16 protein-coding genes are annotated in these 19,884 nt (G+C 58.5%); 12 read left to right on the top strand and 4 right to left on the bottom strand.

All coding sequences use genetic code 11. The annotated features are described in order from the left end of the window. Window positions 1–10: 10 nt before the first annotated feature. From AC2FJ6_RS17755 to AC2FJ6_RS17740, 4 genes are read right to left on the bottom strand one after another with little or no spacing between them, the layout of a single operon-like run. Window positions 11–640, bottom strand: a complete 630-nt coding sequence (locus tag AC2FJ6_RS17755) for a DUF3726 domain-containing protein (protein ID WP_170775099.1) — start codon at window positions 638–640, stop codon at window positions 11–13. After that, complete coding sequence (locus AC2FJ6_RS17750; protein WP_496669634.1) at window positions 637–2,322, bottom strand: hypothetical protein; 1,686 nt, start codon at window positions 2,320–2,322, stop codon at window positions 637–639. The genes AC2FJ6_RS17755 and AC2FJ6_RS17750 overlap by 4 nt, the downstream gene beginning before the upstream one ends. Next, a complete protein-coding gene (locus tag AC2FJ6_RS17745) occupies window positions 2,319–3,293 on the bottom strand; it encodes a membrane dipeptidase (RefSeq protein WP_496669632.1) in 975 nt (324 codons plus the stop codon). The genes AC2FJ6_RS17750 and AC2FJ6_RS17745 overlap by 4 nt, the downstream gene beginning before the upstream one ends. After that, window positions 3,293–4,771 carry an aldehyde dehydrogenase family protein gene (locus AC2FJ6_RS17740; protein WP_174819509.1) on the bottom strand — a complete coding sequence of 493 codons (1,479 nt, stop codon included), beginning with the start codon at window positions 4,769–4,771 and terminating at the stop codon, window positions 3,293–3,295. Before AC2FJ6_RS17740 ends, AC2FJ6_RS17745 begins: the two co-directional genes overlap by 1 nt. A gap of 68 nt (window positions 4,772–4,839) precedes the next feature. On the opposite strand from AC2FJ6_RS17740, the gene AC2FJ6_RS17735 reads away from it, so the two are divergent. The 12 genes from AC2FJ6_RS17735 (at window position 4,840) to AC2FJ6_RS17680 (ending at window position 19,870) form a co-directional block, all read left to right on the top strand. After that, window positions 4,840–5,709 carry a LysR family transcriptional regulator gene (locus AC2FJ6_RS17735; RefSeq protein ID WP_170775091.1) on the top strand — a complete coding sequence of 290 codons (870 nt, stop codon included), beginning with the start codon at window positions 4,840–4,842 and terminating at the stop codon, window positions 5,707–5,709. Window positions 5,710–5,918: 209 nt separating this feature from the next. Continuing rightward, window positions 5,919–6,431 carry a TetR/AcrR family transcriptional regulator gene (locus AC2FJ6_RS17730; RefSeq protein ID WP_214646857.1) on the top strand — a complete coding sequence of 171 codons (513 nt, stop codon included), beginning with the start codon at window positions 5,919–5,921 and terminating at the stop codon, window positions 6,429–6,431. Window positions 6,432–6,629: 198 nt separating this feature from the next. Beyond that, on the top strand, window positions 6,630–7,925 hold the full coding sequence (locus AC2FJ6_RS17725) for a hypothetical protein (RefSeq protein WP_170775087.1): 1,296 nt from the start codon (window positions 6,630–6,632) through the stop codon (window positions 7,923–7,925). A gap of 15 nt (window positions 7,926–7,940) precedes the next feature. Continuing rightward, window positions 7,941–9,062, top strand: coding sequence for a cytochrome-c peroxidase (locus AC2FJ6_RS17720; protein ID WP_496669630.1), 1,122 nt, complete (start codon window positions 7,941–7,943; stop codon window positions 9,060–9,062). Beyond that, window positions 9,062–9,793 (top strand): MbnP family protein, encoded by a 732-nt coding sequence (locus AC2FJ6_RS17715; protein ID WP_170775083.1) that lies wholly within the window; start codon window positions 9,062–9,064, stop codon window positions 9,791–9,793. The genes AC2FJ6_RS17720 and AC2FJ6_RS17715 overlap by 1 nt, the downstream gene beginning before the upstream one ends. A 111-nt stretch (window positions 9,794–9,904) precedes the next feature. Continuing rightward, window positions 9,905–10,345 carry a hypothetical protein gene (locus tag AC2FJ6_RS17710; protein ID WP_170775081.1) on the top strand — a complete coding sequence of 147 codons (441 nt, stop codon included), beginning with the start codon at window positions 9,905–9,907 and terminating at the stop codon, window positions 10,343–10,345. A gap of 90 nt (window positions 10,346–10,435) precedes the next feature. Then, window positions 10,436–11,857, top strand: a complete 1,422-nt coding sequence (gene xrtT, locus AC2FJ6_RS17705) for an exosortase T (RefSeq protein ID WP_496669628.1) — start codon at window positions 10,436–10,438, stop codon at window positions 11,855–11,857. A 20-nt stretch (window positions 11,858–11,877) separates the two neighbouring features. Continuing rightward, the gene (locus tag AC2FJ6_RS17700) at window positions 11,878–13,914 is read left to right on the top strand and encodes a VIT and vWA domain-containing protein (protein ID WP_170775076.1); all 2,037 of its coding nucleotides are present in this window, start codon (window positions 11,878–11,880) and stop codon (window positions 13,912–13,914) included. Next, complete coding sequence (locus AC2FJ6_RS17695) at window positions 13,911–14,660, top strand: response regulator transcription factor (protein WP_331252142.1); 750 nt, start codon at window positions 13,911–13,913, stop codon at window positions 14,658–14,660. Before AC2FJ6_RS17700 ends, AC2FJ6_RS17695 begins: the two co-directional genes overlap by 4 nt. Continuing rightward, window positions 14,642–16,210 carry a histidine kinase dimerization/phospho-acceptor domain-containing protein gene (locus AC2FJ6_RS17690; protein ID WP_170775075.1) on the top strand — a complete coding sequence of 523 codons (1,569 nt, stop codon included), beginning with the start codon at window positions 14,642–14,644 and terminating at the stop codon, window positions 16,208–16,210. Before AC2FJ6_RS17695 ends, AC2FJ6_RS17690 begins: the two co-directional genes overlap by 19 nt. Before the next feature lie 538 nt (window positions 16,211–16,748). Further along, a complete protein-coding gene (locus tag AC2FJ6_RS17685; protein WP_170791473.1) occupies window positions 16,749–19,379 on the top strand; it encodes a cadherin-like domain-containing protein in 2,631 nt (876 codons plus the stop codon). Between the two features lie 284 nt (window positions 19,380–19,663). After that, window positions 19,664–19,870 carry a hypothetical protein gene (locus AC2FJ6_RS17680; protein WP_170775073.1) on the top strand — a complete coding sequence of 69 codons (207 nt, stop codon included), beginning with the start codon at window positions 19,664–19,666 and terminating at the stop codon, window positions 19,868–19,870. Window positions 19,871–19,884: the final 14 nt, after the last annotated feature.

Below are 19,884 nucleotides of genomic sequence, written 5' to 3'. Positions count from 1 at the left end.
GTCGCTTTCATCAATCGTTGTCGGACAGGCCAGACCCGGCCCCAAGCAGGCGAGAGGCCTCGGTCGCGGGGGCATAGGTGCGGTGGGCAAAACGGTTCAATACGGCCCATGCGACCGGATTGGGCACCGCGCGTGAGGCGCAGGCAGCGGGTGCGGTCAAGGTACCGCCAAGCGCGACCCTCACCAAAGCGGCGTCGCTGGGCAGTGCTGGGTTCACGGCCAGAGAAGGCCCATCTGTGACGACCTCAACGCCATCCACGGTGATTGTGACGGGCGTTTTCAAATTGCGCGCAACGTTCGCGGCGAATGGCAGCAACAGGGCAGGGGCGGTGACATTGGTCAGTGTGATTTCGCTCGTCCGCAGCGAGCCCATATGGTCGGACAAGGCTGCCCCGGTGGCCAGCGGGCAAAGGATTTCATCCCCGCCCCATTCGTTGCCCTGACATGCCGGGCGGTGCCGGTCCGGCGCATGTGCCAAGCCCCGGTCCAACAGATCGGCCAGAATCTGCGCGCCGTCCAGTCCCGCGGCACATAGCCAGCGGGTGGCCTTTCCGGCCTCTTCGGACAGGCCCCAGCCATAGCCAGCGCCGCGCGTGGCGCGTTTGGCGGTGGCCTCGACCTCGTTTAATGAAAAGCTCATGTCATTGCCCTTTGGTAGACCCAGTGATCAGCGGTATCTGCGGACAGATCCTCAGGGTAGGGGGCACCGGCATACATGCAAATCCGCACCCAACGGTCCGAGCGGGGATCGAAATGCGTGGCACCGAAGAACGAGAGTTTCGCTCGCAGCATGTCGATGGGCATGACATCCGCGCCGATCGTATTGTCGCGGATTTCACCATAGGGTGCGACCTGTCCCATCTGCGCGCGCCGGATCGTGTGGCGATGTTCGGGGTGCTGCGACAGAAACGCGGCAATGGAGGTGGTGTCTGGCCAGTGGGACAGGGCGTCGTAAGCCGTCGCCGCATCGCGGGCCGGGGCCAAGGGTTGTTCGTACTCCGCGATGGGCTCTTCGAACCGTTCGCCCAGACGGGGTTCCAGCTTTTCTTCGGACACGTACCAGGCGCGGGCGCAGTTGGCCGGAGCTTTCCAGTCAAGATCAAGCGCCCAGTCAAAACTCTGCCGGATCAGTGCGCGAACCTGTGCGACGCTCATATTGCCGTCGATCACCTGCGCCCCGGCGTTGCTGTCGGCCATGCAATCGACCAAACCGTCGACCAGATCGCCGTAAGGTTCGAGGATCAGCGAGGCGAGCAATTCCTGCCCCTCTTCACTCAGATGATCTTCGGACCAGCGGATCAGGGCGTCCCAGGGAAGGTTTTCGGTCAGGTCGCGCTGGGCCAGTTCGGCGGTGAGCGTGTCCAGATCAGCCCTGAGCACGGCCAGCTTGTCGATTTGAACGGGATGATCCGAGCGCCACCACGACACCGACAGCTTGCTGCGTTCGAAAATCGCGCGGAACTGCGCGATGCGGTCAGGTGTGGCTTGGGGCACGGACCGCACCCGCGCGATGGCCTCTTCTCGCACCATGATCCAGTTGTTGAACAGCACGGGATGGTTGACGATGAAGGGCGCCATGCCCAGACCGGTCGAATTGCCAATGCCCAGCCATTGCGCAATCGTCGGGTCCAGACTGGCAGTTTGGTCCCCTCCTTTGGCCTGCGCCATGTGCTGCACCAGATCGCGCACGAAGGTGCGGGTCAGATAAACCGACAGCATCTCGGTTTGGAAAGGGGCGCTCAGTTCCGGGCGGTCGGCAGTTTTCTCACGATCAGCCGCCCCGAACTTGCCCGATCCATAAACAGCCGTGGTGCGCATCAGGTAGCCCACCTGATAGATCTGCTCGGGGTCCGGCTGTGTGCCTGCTGCCAGCGCGTCGACCACATGCGCCCAAAGCCGGACCGAACGGTTGGCGCGAGACAGAGACAACTCGCTTTCGCTGATCCGCCCGGCCTCTTGCAAGGGGACGTTTTGAGACAGGCGGTCAATGTCGTCGGCCGTGGGGATGCCATCGAACAGGGTAAATGTGGCGTCCCAAGCCTCGGCTATCACGCGGTCGGAGCGTTGCTCGGGCGGCAGGTCATGAGCGAAAGCAACCAGTGAATAAGCGCGTTCAGGGCCGTGCGCGGTATAGACCGCATGACCCACCCCGTTCGTGTCGATGTCAAAAACGGGCCGGGTAAAACGCCAGTTCTCGCGGGCCATCCGCCGGGTCAATTGCCGCATGAAACTAAGGCGACATTGGTGCAGCGACCCCAATCGCGACAGTCGCATGACCTGCGCGGGGTCTCGGCGTGCAATATCGCGGTGCAGATCGATCATGCGCGTGATCCGAAGTTTTCAGCAAAGAAACGATACCAGTTGCCGCCCATGATACCTGAGACCTCATCTTCGTTCATACCCACGGAACGTAGTCCGGATTCGATATTCCCAAAATCGCGGTTGTCCTGAAACCAGTTTGGCATGGGCGGAAAACCGGGCGCCGAAGCCGAGCCTTCGCCATAGTCGATTTCTTTCGTCCAGCGCCCGATGCGCATCCACTCGACCACGCTGTCGGGTTGGTCCTGACACAGGTCAGTGCCGATCCCCAGATGTTGGACTCCGTATTTGTCGGCGGTGCGGGCGATCATCTGACAGAAACTATCCAGCGTGCAGGCGGATTTGTCTTTCAGATGATGCGGGTAGACCGAAAAGCCGAGCATCCCGCCATTTTCCGTCACCGCGCGGATCACTGCGTCGCGCTTGTTGCGCAGTGCAGGCGACCAGTCATGCGGATTGGCGTGAGTGATGGCGATGGGACGCTCGGACAGTTCAGCAGCCTCGATTGTGGATCGGTCAGCCGAGTGACTCATATCCACGACAAGGCCGACGCGGTTCATCTCTTTGATCACCTGCTTGCCCATTCGGGTGACGCCGGTATCTTCGGCCTCATAGCAGCCGGTGGCCAGCAGGGATTGGTTGTTATAGGTCAACTGCATGAACCGGGCGCCCAAATCGTGCAGGATTTCGACCAGACCGATATCGTCTTCGATGGGCGAGGGGTTCTGAAAGCCGAAGAATACCGCCGTCCGCCCGGTTTCGCGCGCTGTGTCGATGTCGCTGGCCCAACGACCCTTCATGATCAGGTCGGGGAATTGCTCGAACCAACGGTTCCACTTTTCAAAGTTCAGGACGGTTTCGCGGAAGTTCTCATGATAAGAGATGGTGACGTGGATTGCATCCACGCCACCTTCGCGCAGTTGCCGGAAAATCTTTTCCGACCAGTTGGCATATTGCAGCCCGTCGATACGCATCAGACCGGCGTCCCGGCGCTGATATAGGCGGTTTTGACGGTGGTGTAGAACTCAGCTGCCGCTTTTCCCTGCTCACGCGGGCCATATGAGCTGTCGCCGCGTCCGCCGAAGGGTACGTGATAGTCGGTGCCCGCTGTCGGCAAGTTCACCGTGACTACGCCAGTGCGCGCGTTGCGGCGGAAATGGGTGGCGCGGGCGAGGCTTTGGGTCACGATGCCCGAAGTCAGGCCGAATTTGGTGTCGTTGACGACGCTCAGCGCCTCATCATAGCTGCCGACCTTGATGACGCTGGTTAGCGGCGCGAACATTTCTTCGCGGTTGATGCGCATGTCGTTGGTGGTGTTCAGGAACACTCCGGGCGACATGTAGAACCCGTCATGCGGCATCTCCAACCGCGCGCCGCCACAAGCTAGCTCAGCGCCCTCAGACTTGCCCAGATCGACATAGGCGAGGTTTTCCTGCAACTGCTGCTCGCTGACAACCGGCCCCATCTGGGTGCCGTCTTCCAGCGCGTGCCCGACCTTCATGGCTTGTGCACCGGCGACCAGTTTCTCGACGAACGCATCATGGATGCCCGCATGAACGACCAGCCGCGACGAGGCAGTGCATTTCTGCCCGGTGCCGCCAAACGCGCCACCCAGCGCCAGTGTTACCGCCAGGTCCAGATCGGCATCGTCCATCACGGCCAGCGCGTTCTTGGACCCCATTTCCATCTGTACCTTGGTCAGGTTCTGGATGGCCGCAGCCGCAATCCCCTTGCCCACCGGCACCGACCCGGTGAATGAAATCGCGTTCACCTTGGGGCTTTCCACCAGACGCTGCCCGATGCTGCGCCCCGAGCCCATCATCAGGCTGAACAGGCCCTTGGGGATGTCCTGACGTTCAATGATCTCGGTCAGGGCTACGGCCGAGGCCGGGGTTATGTTCGCAGGCTTCCATACGACGGCGTTGCCGTAGCACAGCGCTGGTGCAATCTTCCACGAAGCGGTCGCGGTCGGAAAGTTCCACGGGCTGATGATGGCAACAGTGCCCACGGCCTCGCGTCGCACGTCAATCTCAACACCGGGTCGAACGCTATCGGCATTCTCACCGATCTGGCGCAGGCATTCAGCGGCGTAATAGGTAAAGAACTGACCGGCGCGATAGACTTCACCTTTGCCCTCGGCCAGCGGTTTGCCCTCTTCGCGGGACAAGAGCGTGCCCAGCTCTTCCGCGCGGGCGATCAATTCATTGCCAATGGCGTTCAGAACGGCCTGTTTGCGTTCGGGCAGGTAAGCGGCCCATTCGGCCTGCGCCACACGCGCCTGATCCAGTGTTGCCTCAAGCTGATCCGTGCTGGCCTGCGCGAAGATGCCGACCAGATCGCTCAGATCCGAAGGGTTGCGGTTTTCGATTTCAGATTCACCCGCCAGCCATTCGCCAGCGATCAGGTTCAGTTTGGTCACAATGCGCCCCAAAGCAAAATAAGAGTCGCACATAAGATGGCTTTTCCGCCGCATATCAGTCAAATTCAAACAAATGAACAAAAATTCAGGAAAACTGAAATATGGCACTCAAGATTGAAACCCTTCGTTGTTTCTGCACCGTTGCCCAAACCGGCAATTTGACCGAAGCCGCGGATCGCTTGGGGCGCACCCAGTCGGCGGTATCGATGACATTGAAACAGTTTGAGGACCATCTGGGTCGAAAGCTGTTTGAAGGTGAGCGCAAGAACCGTTTGTCCCCATTGGGAGCGCAAGTGTTTGAACTGGCGCTGAAACAGGTGCGTCAGTTCGATCAGGTCGTACAGGATATAGAAGAGGCCGCGATCGCCGAGCAGGGGCTCTTGCGCATTGCCTCGGTGCCGTCGGTTGCGGCTTTGATTTTTCCGCGCGTGTTATCGCATCTTGCGCGGCAGTATCCCGGCGTGAAAGTCGATTTGCGCGACACCGATACGCAGCAGGTTCTTGACGCGCTTGTCGAAGGCAGAGCCGATATCGGGATCGCCTCGGGGTATCATGCGTTGAATGGTATTCGCGCGGTGCCGCTGTTGCGGGACCGATTCGGGCTGGTCTGCTCTGCCGAGCATCCGTTGATCGCGCAAGAGGCGCCGCCGACCCTTGCCCAAATCGCCTCGGTTCCATTCATTCGCAACGCATTGTGCGACCTGATCGAGTCGCCGCAGTTTCACGCCGCGATTGACCGGGCGGGAGTGACCATCCACAACACGCATTCGCTGATTGCGATGGTTCGGACCGGTGATTGGGTGACGGTTTTGCCACAAACGGTGACCGGGTACATACCGGAAGCCACTGCATTTCGATTGATCTGCGACTTGCCAGATCACAGGCAGGTATTCCTATATATCCACGAACGATTACGGTTTCCTGACCTGGTTCGCGCGACCGAGAAGATCATTTTGGCGGAAAACGCTTAGCGTGGCGTCAACGCTGTGGTTCTCAAGGATAGGGCGTTCCCTATTGGCTGCGGCTGGCCAGTTGTCATTTTTCACGAACAGTGTCAGAAATGTAAAAATGTGATTGATTGGTCAAAGGCGGTACTTTGTGTTTGTGCCCTGCCTGACCGGGAAGTGGGGTATTTTTGGCGACTGCGAACACAATTTCCGGCGTGAACCCACAAGATATCATGACCGCCTTTGCCCAGTACGGATTTCGCAAAACGTCAATGGAAGACATTGCGCGCGCGGTGGGTCTGTCTCGCCAGTCGATCTATAAGAAATTCGGATCGAAGGACGCGTGTTACGCTTGGGCGCTGAGGGCCTATACAGAAGCCTTGTACCAGCATGTTTTCGCGCTGCTCGATCAGGCTGAAAACGCGCCGATGGCTGTAGTGGAAACGGCGCTGATTTCTGTCGTCGGAGATTCGGTCGAACTGGCTGAATCCAGGCACGGGTCCGAGCTGCTCGAGGATGCTCTGGCCGTCGCAAGCGCCCAGCCCGAAAATTGGCCCAGCCTGTATGCCCAGAAGCTGGGGGCATTTATCTTGCGCCACGACCTGGCTGCGACGCCGGAACGGGCGCAGGATCTGGCGCATATTTTGATAACCGCCACACGGGGCGCTTTGGTTGTTGCGTCTTCGCGCGAGGCGTTCGCGCGGGACATTCGCCGAATTCTGCGCGGGGTTTTCGGTGATCCCTAGGCGCGGTTTCAGGCCACGCTTGGGGAATGCTCACGCAGTGGTCAAACTGTTTTGAAACACAATGACTTCCTTACTGCCGCATACTGATTTCCGGTAAAGCGCCGGGGTGTTTGGTGCAGGCGTCTCACTGTGATATGACGTTACGTAAGATACATGTAACCCTGAACTTTTTAGGGCTGTGCAACAAGGGGGAAGGCTATGAAATACATGGGATTTGGAGCAACCATTCTGTTTGCGGCAGGGTTGGTCGTCAGCACTTCAGCCAGTTACGCGCAGACCCGTGAAGAAAGCCATGGCATGGTGTTGCTGCGCGGGTTGCCGACGCTGGATACCCATCACAGCGTTGCCATTGTTGAATTGGACCCGGAATCTGATCGCTTTGGAGAAATTCTCAGCGAGGTTGAGCAACCCGATATCGAGCACCCTCTGCATCACCTTTACTACAGCCCGAATGGCAGGCTGTATTCCACCGGGCTCGATCCGGCGTGCAGTCTGGCCGAGATTGGCTTGTCGAGGGACGCTGGCGGTGCGCCGGTGATCGAAGGCATCACCTGTCTGGACACACAGGGCCAGATCGTGGGCGAAGATATCATGTGGGCCAATTCGAACGGGCAGGAATACATGTTTGTTACCTTCATGGGGGGCACCGGAGGTGATGATGGCGGCTCGGTCGGGGTGTTTGATCCGCAAACCAACGCGGTGGTCAAAATCATCGAAGCCCGTAAAAGTCAGGTCGGCGAAGGTGCCCCGTATATCATGTATCCGCATGGCATTTCGGCTTTCGAGGATCGTATGGTGGTGACATCGACCGTGCATCCTGACTTGGCTACTGGTGTTGGGAACGCGTTGACGATCATTGATCTGAACACGTTAGAGCCTATCCAGAACATCACCGTCGAGAATGAAAAGCCGCTGAACTTCCCGTCTTCTCCGGTCGAGGTTCTGTTCGCGCGGCCCAGCATTCACCCCGATATCGAACCGGCCATTCTGGCCAATACAATGTTCGGGTTCGAGACGTGGAAAATCCCCTATGACGCCAAGGCCAAGACCTTTGGCGCGCCCGAGGTCATCTATAGCGGTGTCGCCAATGACACTGCCGTGCCCTTGGAATTCTATGGCACCGAGGATGAGCTGTTCATTTCGCACGCTTTGCCCGGTGTGGTGAAACGGTACGAACTGGGCGCTCTGCCTGAACTGGTGTCCAGCGGCCCCGACATCGTGACCGATCCCGGTGCACATCACATGATCTTTTTCACCTCCGCCTCAGGGCGCGAGTTGATCGCGATTCAGAACAATCTGCTCAATCTGGGCAACGGCGCGGACAATGACCCGACCGATGTGGATTTCATCGCTTCTCTGAACGCGCACACGATTTCGGTGCATGATCTGGAAACCGGTGAACGTATCGGGACGGTCAATTTCAAGGAACGCTACAACAAGGGCGTGGACAACGTTGAGGGTCTGTTTGGTTCGGGCTTTGTGCATCACCACTAACGGATCGGGTGGCCCATGCCTCGGGTGATCGTTCTGCTGGCCGCCGCTGCGATTCTGGTCGCGGCGGGGTGGCTGATCCGGGACTTCATCCGCGATCCGGTGGCGACGCCCATCGCCGACTTCTCGGCGCCGTTTGTGTTCGGGCGGTTTGCCGTGCCGCCTGATAACCCGCTGACTCAGGAAGGTTTCGCCTTGGGGCGGCACCTGTTCTACGACCCTATTCTATCCGCGAACAACGAAGTGTCCTGCGCCACTTGCCACATTCAGGCGATGGCTTTCACCGACGGGCGTGCCCGATCTCCGGCCTTATCGGGCGGTGAGCTGGAGTTCAGCGCCATGAGCCTGGTCAATCTGCTTTGGGGGCAGGAGAGGTTCTTTTGGGATGGCCGTGCGACCTCGCTTGAAGAGCAGGCGCTGATGCCGATCCAGCACCCCGAAGAGATGGGGCAGGATATCGACGTGCTGGTTGCAGAGCTGTCCAGCTCGTCTAGCTATCGTCGCATGTTTCGCCGCGCCTATGGCGAAGTCAGCGCCGACAACATCGCCCGGGCGTTGGCCAGTTTCATGCGGATGCTGATCTCGGACAATTCCAAATACGACAAATACCTGCGCGGTGAGGTGCGGCTGAGCGCGCAAGAAGAACATGGGCGCAAATTGTTCATGGCCCATCCCGACACCAAAGTGTCCCTGCGCGGCGGGAATTGCATTGATTGCCACAGTCAGTTCCTGACCTCGGGGTTTCGGGACGCGCTGGACGGGTTCTCGAACAATGGGCTCGACCCAGAGGACACGCTGGCACCTGGTTTGATGGCGGTCACGGGAAACCCTGCTCACAAAGGGTTCTTCAAGGTTCCAACCCTGCGCAATATTGCCGTGACCGCTCCTTATATGCATGACGGCCGGTTCGAGACGCTGCGAGATGTCATGAATCACTATAATGACGGCATTGTCGTCAGCGACACGCTCAGCCCGTTGATCCTTGAAGCCGATAACGCCCCTGACACCCCGTCGGATACGGTGGGCCTGCGCATGACACCCGAGGAAATCGACGCAATCATTGCTTTTCTACATACGCTGACCGACGAAGTTTTTTTGACCGACCCTGCCTTTTCCAATCCGTTTGAAGGAGGCTCATGATGTCCCGCCTGCAAGCCATGTCCGGTTTCGGTCTGTTGGTGTTGCTTGCCATCGGATGGATTGTGTTCGTCCCAGGCCCCAAACGCACGACCGATGTCACCGTCACGCTGCGGGCGACCATGGACGGGGCCCCGCTGACCTTCGACCAGTTCATGTATGACAACCCCGCTGGACCCGGCGCGTTTCGGGTACGAGATTTTCGGTTTTACCTCAGTAATCTGGTTTTGACCTCGGGCGATGAAGAGTTCGTGGAGCCCGACAGCTATTACCTTGCCCGGTTCGACAATGCGGACAGATCTTATGTGATCACTCTGTCCGATGTGCCACTGCGCCGGATCGAGGGACTGCGCTTTTTGATCGGCGTGGACCCGGACGCCAACGGGTCGATCCTTGCGCGGGGCGATCTGGACCCCAACAGCCAGATGGCGTGGAACTGGGAAGTTGGGTATAAATTCGTTCTCTTCGAGGGTGCATTGGATGTGGATGGAGCCATTTCTCCGCTGGTTTATCATGTTGGGTTTTCCGAGAACGCCCGCGAGGTCTCGGTGCTGGTTCCGGCAGACATGACGCGGGCAGGGGAGACGCAGATAAATCTTGATGTCGATCTGGCCAAACTGTTCGACAACGCGGCGCTGATTGATATGCAAGCCCTGCCGACGGTGAAATTCGACCGCACCGATGCGCGAATGCTGGCAGACAACTACGCGGACATGATCTCGGCATCCTATTAGCGGTTTCGCAGGGTTCGCGGCATAAAGCCAAATTTCCGCCCTTATTAGGTCAGATGATCCGCAAAATCAGGGCGCACAAAGATCTTCATGAAGGTTCAGGGGGTCTTTGCTGTGAAGCGCATCATTGGACATATCGACAGCCAGAAAAGGCGACTCTACGCGATTGCGTTTCTGGCGTTTGCTGCCGGATATGTCCTGTACTCCCATATCGAGGTGACACGTTTCGGGATGCCCCTGCCGGTGTTCACCGGGCTGCTATATATGGCGATGATCGTGCTGGCCACGGCCCTTTCCACGTATTTTCTGCCCAAACTGGCCCGCGTGACAGATGCTGTCGCAGTAACGCGTCTGGGTTTCGCCGTTTGGGTGGCTGGCACGCAAAGTTACGAGGTTGCAGCCTCACCCCTGATCGGCGCGACCATTGTGATCGGAGGTGCAATGGTCTTGTTGCAACTGCGTAGCTGGGCCACCTTGGCGGTTCAATCCATGCGGGCAGCTACAGCGGTCGATCAAACAGTTCCTGTTTGGGTTGGCGCCCCGCGTCGGGCCTAGTCATGACCCAAGGCGGCACCCCCGCCTGATCTGCACAAATCCTGCACAACATCCGCCGCTGGTTTGCACATCAAGGTGTGACAAGGCGGTATGGAACATAACCGATCTTACCTACTGTGGGCCGGGTTGGCCCTTGCATCCGCCGTATTGGCGATCGAGCCCGTCCTGTGGCTGATCCAAAGCTGGCGCGATCCGTCTTACCAATCCTATGGCGCGCTGTACGGCCTGCTGCTGGCCGGTCTGGTGCTTCTGTCTCTGACAAGTTCTCGCCCGCAGGGGCCGGACCGGCGCGGGCGGGTCTTTGCCGTCTTCCTGGGTGCGGCCTGCGTTCGCTTGGGGGGGCAGGTGCTGGCCATCAATATCCTCAGCGCATTGGCTCTGGCGTTGGATGTCTTTGCGTTGGCCGTTTTCCTGCGACTGGATCAGCGACGCATTGCGCTGTCGCCCATGTGGTTGGCGGCGCTGTTTCTGTTCTGCCTGCCGCTTGGACCGATCCTTGAGCGGGTGGCAGGGTTTCCGTTGCAGGTGATGTCTGCCCACGTGGCGTGCGCAATGCTGTCGCCGTTTTTTCCGGACCTGATATGCGAAGGTGTCAGGCTGCGTGTGGGCGGCGTGGATGTTCTGGTCGATCTGCCCTGCTCGGGCGCGGTGGGTCTGTTGCAGCTTGTCAGCCTTTGGGCCTGCTTGAATACGTTTTGCCGTCCGGCGTTTTTGCCCGCGCTGGGCGGAGGTCTGTTGATCGCAGCGGCAACGGTGCTGGGCAATGGCCTGCGTATCACCCTGTTGGCGGCCGGTTTGGCGCAAGGGATCGACACGATGGCCCCCACGTTGCACAGCCTGATCGGGCTGGGGACACTGGCGCTGGTCGCCTTGGTGGTTGTGCTGCTGTACCGTCCGCAACCGGCCCGACCCAGACCTGCGCGGATCACGACGTTTTCCTTGCCGCGCGTCCTGCATTTCCCAGCGGTTGTATCGGCGTTGGGTCTGTCTCTGGCAATCATCAGCGCGCCGCGCGCGCCCGTCGATCAATCGGCACCCGTGCCCCCGACCGAGCTGCCGGGTCAATTGCTTGGGCATCCCGCGCAAGAGGTCGCACTCTCTGACGTTGAACGCGCCTACTTCGCCACCTATGGCGGCACGGCGCGCAAAATACAGTTCGGCCCCATGGGGGTTAATGTGGTGCGTACCACATCCCCACTTCGCCACCTACATTCGCCGGCCACCTGCCTGCTTGGTATGGGCTACCAAGTGCGGTTTCTGGGCACCCGGTTCGATCCGCTGCCCAGCTCGGTTTACGAAGCAACGGGCCCGGACGGGCAGGTCTGGACGGTCGCGGTCAGCTTTGTCTCGGGCGATGGTCAGCGCACCGCTGGCGTGGGCGAAGCCGTCTGGAGCTGGCTGAACGGCTCATCCCGCGAATGGCGCTCGATCCAGCGCATTACCCCGAATTCCATGTCAGATCTGGACCGCGCCGCCTATGAGGCTGCGGTTCTAGCCGCCCTTGATTTGTAACCCTTGCTCAGGAGATCCAAATGCGTGCCCTTTTCCCTGTGATGATCCTACTTGTCTGGCCGATGGTGGCGGCGGCCAAACCCGACCCCGCCGACGTGGCCGGGCGCGTTGTCGCCCATGCTGGCGACCGGGTTTTCGATCTGCCCCTGCTGGACAGCGCCCTGCATGTCACCATTCAGGGCGATATGGCGACAGTTGAACTGCGGCAGACGTTCCAGAACCCAGCGATGGTTCCGGTCGAGGCTGAATACCTGTTCCCCCTGAACCAAAAAGCCGCCGTTTACGGGATGGAGATGCGCGTGGGCGATGAGTTAGTACGCGCCGTGATCCGTGAAAAAGCACAGGCCGAGGCAGAGTTTGATCAGGCCGCGTCTGAGGGCAAGGCCGCTGCGCTGTTGACCCAGCACCGCCCCAACATGTTCACGCAGAGGATTGCCAACCTGATGCCGGGGCGTCCGGTCGAGGTAACGTTGCGCTATGTCCAGATGGTGCCCAAGATCGACGGCCAGCATGAGATGGTGATCCCTCTGATCGTCGGCCCGCGCTATCAAAGCCCGCAGGATAACCCTCGGCCTGAGCTGGCCAGTGCCGAGGACATTCCGCTGGAAAATGCCACGTGGTCCGTCAGTCCGGTCCCCTCCTATCCTCCGGTCGCGGGGCTGGACCTGCCCGATACTGTGACGTCCGAGCGGGTCGCGCTGAATGTCTCTCTGACCGCCGGGGTTGAGCTGTCGGGGTTTCACAGCCCGACCCACCCGCTGCAGATTGCTCAGGACCAAGACAGCCTGAAGGCCCGGTTTGCCGATGGCAAAGTCATGGACAACCGCGATCTGGTGCTGCGCTATACGCTGGGTGGGGCGGAGTTGCAGGCGGCAACCCTTTCCCATCATGACGAGCGCGGTGGCTTCCTGTCGGTTTTAATCGAACCCCCGGCGGTCCCGGACGAGGCCACAGCAACCCCGCGCGAATTGATCTTTGTGCTGGACACCTCCGGCTCGATGGGCGGGGAGCCGATGAAGGCCAGTAAACGCTTCATGGATGCTGCCTTGCAAGGGCTGCGGGAGGGGGATCATTTCCGCATCATCCCGTTTTCCAACACGGCGCGGCATTTTTCGAACACATCGACCCCGGCAACCCGGTCGAATATCCGCAAGGGGCGCACCTTTGTGCGCAGCTTGTCTGCGGGGGGCGGGACCGAGATCGACAATGCGGTTCGCGCTGCCTTTGCGACCGACGCGCCCGAGGGCGCGATCCGCATCGTGGTCTTTCTGTCCGACGGCTATATCGGCAATGAAGCGCGAGTCCTGAAAACCATTCGCGATCAGATCGGTCCAGCCCGAATCTATGCGTTCGGGGTGGGCAACGCCGTGAACCGCTATCTTCTGGACGCCATGGCGGAAGAGGGGCGCGGCTATTCCCGCTATGTCGCGCTGGACGAAGACGCGCTTGAGGTGGCAGAGACCCTGGCTGCAAACCTCAAGTCTCCTCTGCTGACCGACTTGCAGATCGACTGGGGCGGATTGGATGTACGGGATGTTACGCCAGCACGTCTGCCCGATCTGTTTGCGGGCAACGGCCTACGCATGATGGCGCGCTACGACGGTGCTTTTGACGGAGAAATCACACTGAAAGGCCTCGTGCAGGGGCGCCCCGCGCAGATGCCGGTCAAGCTGTCACTGACCGAAGCCGAGGGCGATGCCGCACTGCCGCTGATCTGGGCCCGCGACCGGATCGGCGTGCTGGAACGACAGATCGCGGTCGGGGATCGCGCCGGGCAGGCCGAGGCCGAGATCACGCGTCTTGGGCTGGCCTATTCGCTGCAAACCCGGAACACCTCATTCGTGGCCGTGTCGCAGCAAATCGTCAATGACAGCGGGCAAGAGGCTGTCGAAGCTGATGTGCCCCTGCCGATGGTGTCCGGTGTGACGGCCGCGGCCTATCCGTCGCAGGGCTTCGCCGGATCATCCTCGCCCGAGCCACAGGCGATTCTGGGTCTGGTCATGGTCGTAGCTATGACCGTATTGGGTCTGCGTCCTCGGCGGGCGCGACGGGTATGAGGTCGCTGATCATGCAGGTTGATATGGACATCGCCTGGATCGCTTGTCAGAACCTTCTTATGGAAGCGCATATCCTGATTGTTGATGATGATCCCAAGATCCGCGATGTGATCCGCATTGCCCTGAAAGGGGCGGGTATGCGCACAACCGAAGCCGCGAACGGGCAGGCTGCGCTGACCCATGTCGGACGTGAGCCGATCGATCTGGTGCTGCTGGATATCGGGATGCCTCAGATGGATGGGTTTGAATGCTGCAAGGCCATTCGGGCGCGATCGGACCTGCCGATCCTGTTCCTGACCGCGCAGGATGACGAAATCGACCGGGTTCTGGGTTTTCAACTGGGTGCCGATGATTTTGTCGCCAAACCCTTCAGCCCGCGTGAACTGGTGCTGCGGATCAAGGCCATTCTGTCCCGTGGCCGCCGCTCGGCCTCGCGCCCTTTGCGCACGGGCGGGTTGGAGCTGGACATGGCCGGTCACACCTGCCGCATCGAGACCACGCCGGTCGATCTGACGGCGACCGAGTTTCAGTTGCTGTATTCTCTGGCCGAGCGTCCCGATCAGGTGCATGACCGAAATGCGTTGGCCCAAAAACTGTATGGGACAGGCACGCAATTGTCCGGGCGCACGATTGATAGCCACGTGCGTAACATTCGGGCCAAAGCGTCTCAGGCCGGGTGCGCAGATATCATCCAGACGGTCCACGGCGTCGGTATCAAGCTGGGCGCATGTACGTGCGACAGATAGGCACGATCCGCCGAAAATGGCGCCCGTCGATGGCGTTTGTCGTCGCGCTGGTTTGTGTGGCTTTGGTCTCAATTCCGCTGGCGGCCATGATGACGGTGCAGCTAACCTCGAACCAGTTTGTGCGGGAAACCGAACAGGTGCTGCTGAAACAGGCTGCAGTCTACGCCGAGATTTATCGCACCCGCTTTCAGGCCATGGACGGACCCGAGATCGGCCCTGAACTTGCGCCCGAAATGCAAGAGTTTTGGGCCGCCGAGGTCCGCCCCATCCGGGCCCAGATAAACGTGCGCCGCGACCGGGTTCTTCCGCCACTGCCGGAGGGACCAAAGGTCGGGGCGATATCCGATCCGCGTCATGAAACAGTTTTGCCGGGCATGGCCGATCTGGCCCGGTCTGCGGGCAAGAGCACACTGGCCGGGGTGATTTTTCTGGACCATCAGGGGCAGGGCACCGGCGAGGCGGGGTTGCGTGCTTTCGCCGATTTGGCCGAAGTGCAGCAAGCATTGACTGGTCGTGTCGGCACGGCGTTGCGGGCGCGTGCAGATGAATTTGACCGCCATCCGCTGACCTCGATCAGTAGGGATACGGGGTTTCGGGTGTTCGTGGCCTATCCCGTTCTGGCACAGAATCGTGTGATCGGGGTTGTGCTGCTGTCCCGCACGCCGCTGAACCTCAGCAAATTTCTGTACCGCGAACGAGACGCGCTGATCATAATGGCGCTGTTCACGCTGAGCGGTGCTGCATTGATCGGATGGCTTTTGCACCGGCTGATGTCCCGTCCGGTTCGGGGCCTGCGGGATGAGGCGCGCCGAGTTGCTTCGGGGGATACCCCTGTCTCGGACCCGCTTGCACATTACGGGATGCGGGAACTGGCCGATCTTGGTGAAAGTATGTTGTCGATGGCCGATACGTTGCAGGCGCGTTCGCGCGAGATTGCGATTTATACCGATCACGTGACGCATGAACTGAAATCCCCAGTCACCTCGATCGCTGGAGCCGCTGAGCTTTTGTCCGAACCTGCCCTGTCGCCGGAAGATCGCGCAGGGCTGCTGGACAATATCCAGACCGAAGCTGCGCGCATGAACACTCTGCTGGGCCAGTTGCGTGAGCTGAGTAAATTGCGGCAAGCCCCGAAATCGGGTCCGGGCCTGTTGCCTGACATGCTGCCCGCTGTAGACGGGCTGGAGATCCGAATTGCCGAGGGTCAGAACTTGATGCTGCCGTTGTCAGAGGAACACGGGAGGGTTGTTTTGCTGCACATGGCTCAGAATGCGAAGTCTCACGGCGCTACCGAGGTGGTCTTGTCTTATTCTGATAGTGTCCTGCGGGTTCTGGATAACGGTGAAGGGATTTCACAACACGACGCGGACAGGCTAACCGAGCCCTTCTTCACAACGCGTCGCGAAGAAGGCGGCACTGGAATGGGTCTTGCGATCATTGCCGCGATCCTCGAAGGCTATCGGGCCACGCTGAAGGTTGAGCCTTCAGATATGGGGGCTGAATTCCGAATTGAATTCGCGAAAAATAGGCACGGCATACAGCAATACTGACTAGACATTTCACGACGTGTGAAAGGCATAAAGTAATGCGTAATGTTTCGAATCAATTTGAGGCTATCGATTCGAGAAATTCGGCAAAAATTGGGCAAAATTGTGGCAAAAATTAGGCGATATCTTCGGCAGTCCTAAACCAGGGATAGATTGAGAAGCACCGCGAAATTGCAGATGGTCGGATACAGGGAATTTGGGGTAAGCGCCTAATTTGGCTTGGTATTCGGATTGGGCCTATTCGAACCCTGAATGGTTTGTAACGTATAGAGCAAGCGTTATTTGCAAGGCCTGTCAACTCGACCTGCGCTTGCAATCATTTGAATTGAAATGGATTTTTTGATACTCTCGGGGCGAGGCTGGGTAATTAGACCTAAAGAGCCAACAGGGTGCCGTTTACTGGAGTTTATTGACATCGCGTTAGATGTTGAACGGCACAGTCACAAAATTTGCGCGTCACGAGTTTGGCGAATTGCGCGCTGTACGGCTTGGCAGCTTGTGCGGCCAAGACTGCTTTTGTTTTTATTTTGGGGGCAAAATAATGGCTATTCCTAATGCAATGGACGACATCGGTTTATTCTCTGTCAACGAAGACGATGTTCTAAAGGTTAATCCAAGCAACAGTGTTCTGGACAATGATACGGATACCGATGGGGATGGCCTGGCGGCCAGTATCACCGGCAATCCTCAGAACCCGCTGTTCGACTTTAAGACGAATGGAACCTTCACCTATGACGCCCGCTATCATGGCGTTTTGTATATAGACACCGATGGCACCGACCCAACGCTCAGTGACGCAGCCGATGGTGACTTCACGCTGACCAACGGGTTCGATTCGTTGGGGGCAGGGGCCATCGTCTACGACACCTTCACCTACGAGGCCAACGACGGCCAGGACGGGGACGAGGCAACGGTCAGCGTCATGATCGTCGGCGAAAACGATGACCCGGACGCGGTCGATGATGCGGCCGAGTTCGATCAGGACACGACCGACAATGTCAGTATTGATGTCGTGTTCAACGACACGGATGTGGATATCTGGCCGACAGCCGACAAAGATAACCTTGAAGTCATCGGAATTGCAGACATCGCGGATGAAGCCGGCCCGGCAGGTGGCTCGGACAATTCACTGGGCGACGGGTTGATGATCACGACCGATACCGGTGGCACAGTTCAACTGGATGCGGGCACAGGCGAGTTGGTCTACACCGCTGCTGAAGGCTTCTTTGGCATCGATACGTTCGAATACACAGTCAGCGATGGCAATGGCGGTGAAGATACGGGCGTTGTCCGCGTCACTGTTTTGCCCGGCAATGAGGCGCCCGACGCTGTGGACGACACACGGACCATCAGCGAAGACGCGGGTGAAACCAGTATGGCAACTGTGTTGGGCAATGACACAGATGTCGATGACGCGCCGTTGATTGCTGCTGAATTGTCTACAGATATCGGCAGCGCCCTGACGCGCGTGGATGACATGGGCAACCCCATTGCGGGCAACACCGGTATTTTGGTCGATTTCAACGCAGACGGCACCTTCGACTATGACCCCAATGGTGAGTTTGAAAGCCTGGGCGTTGGCGAAACCGCCTATATCGAGTTCGACTACATTGCCTATGACGGAGAGGGCGCCTCGGACTCTGCGACGGTCACGATTGAGGTTCAGGGTCAGAATGACGGCCCGAACGGTTCGAACGGGTCGGCGACGGTCTATGAACGTGGCTTGTCCACTGGAACACAGCCCGAACCGAACACAATACCGGACTCGGGGAGCAATTCAGACATTGTCCAAACGATTGACCTGAACATCAGTGACCCGGACGCAAATGACATGCCGTTTCTGTCCAGCACATCAACCGCGATGAACTATACCCCTGGCGACGAGATCGCGGGGCTCTATGGGACATTGGCGATCAACAATGACGGAACGGTGACGTATACGCTGACCGGCTCTGCCGAACATGACACGGACGGCGTAACCGAACAGGAAATGTTCACCGTCTATGTGCTGGACGGAAATGGAGGCTCCAAGGCGCTGACAGTGACAATTGACGTCAAGGATGACAGCCCCTATCTGGGCAATTCTCCGGTTGCGGATGAAGCCAGTGACAATGACGTCGAAGGCAACACAGTGGGTGCCCCGGTCTCATTCTCGTCCGACACAAACAACACCACGTCGGATACGTTCGACTATTTTGAAGGTGCCGATGAGGCGACGTTGTCGGTGACAGCCGTCCCCGCGCGTTTCATGTTGTACGACAGCGATCCCGATGCGCCGGGCGGCGAGGTTTATGTCGACTCGGTCTATGATCCGATGACACAAACCGTCACGGGGACGATAGACGGCGGAACGCTGGATGATCAGGATCTGTACACTCTGGTACTGAACGACAGTGCTGGTTCGAATACCGGATCCTACCAGTTCACCATGCTTCTTGATCCGCCCTCGGACCTGCTGGACCTCGATTTTGACGCGGTCAGCGCCGGTGCGCCGCAAGATGAGTTTATCTTTACTAACCTCGGCAATCTTACGTTCGACGGTGGTTCCGGGAGTGTTGTTGAAGGTATGACCAATGGCCAGACCTCATACAATCTGGGGGCCTCTTTCAATACCGAAGCAGGCGATGGCGACTATCGCTTGAACCCGAACAGTGGCGGTGGCTTTGGAATGGGCGACGGGAATATCGAGATCAACGAGGTCATCGAGATCACCAACATCAACTCGGCAACAACCACAGGGTTCGAGCTGGACGTGACCGGCAATGGCGGTGGCGTACAGGGCAATGATCCACTGGATCTGGTTTGGGAGGCTTGGGATACCAGCGTCGTTCCACCCGTCTTGATCGACAGCGGGCGGATTGACCTGACCCAGATGACCACAACCGACAAGACGGTCGAAGATGTCGCGATTCTGCCCAGTGGCACCTATGACACGCTCTACCTCGCGTTTGATGGCGTCGACAACAACGACAAGCTACGGATCAACAACTTCCAGACGCTGACAACAATCGAAGTCGATGACTTTGATTTGGACTTTACCTTGGCGGCAGGGGAAGACGCCTTGGATGGCGTCGACCCGACCGGTGACGGTGACGTGGCAGACGGAAGCCCGGCAAGCTTCACGATATACGTGGATGGCACCGACGAAGACTCCGTATTCTCAATTGTTTAAGGCAAAATCCAATGAGGCGGTCAGTATGCACTGGCCGCCTCAGCTTGACGATCTAAAAAATCCCCGCTGACAGTTTTATTGAATCGTGCATGCGGGAATTTGAGGGTAATTTGAAATGTTTGAGGTGCTGATCGTCGCGCCAAGCGGAACAATTCAAGCCGTTTTCAAAAAATTATCCGCAGATTTGGATCAAAAAACAGCCGAAAACGGGGGAAGTTCACGGATTAACATTGGGTTAATTTGGCCCCCGGTAAATTGCAGGTGTAGTTGTTAAAGAGTTGAGCATGGTTAAGCTGAACAAATATCTGACAGAGCTGTTTCCGGTCGAATGGAAGTCTTCTATTCCGGGGTTGAAAACGACCGGAGACGGCTCTTCTAAGTCCATTCGGAAAGGGCTGGAACTAGCTGTTCCTGCATCTGTTTTCTTTCTGTTGCTGGCCTATTGCCTGCACAAAGCCAGTGTCGAAAACTACGTTTCCGTTCTGATGTGATGCATCCAGCCCGC

Source organism: Ruegeria sp. CDSA089 (assembly GCF_059612205.1).
The sequence above is the reverse complement of the archived record's forward strand: the minus strand, read 5'-3'. Positions and strand labels throughout refer to the sequence as shown.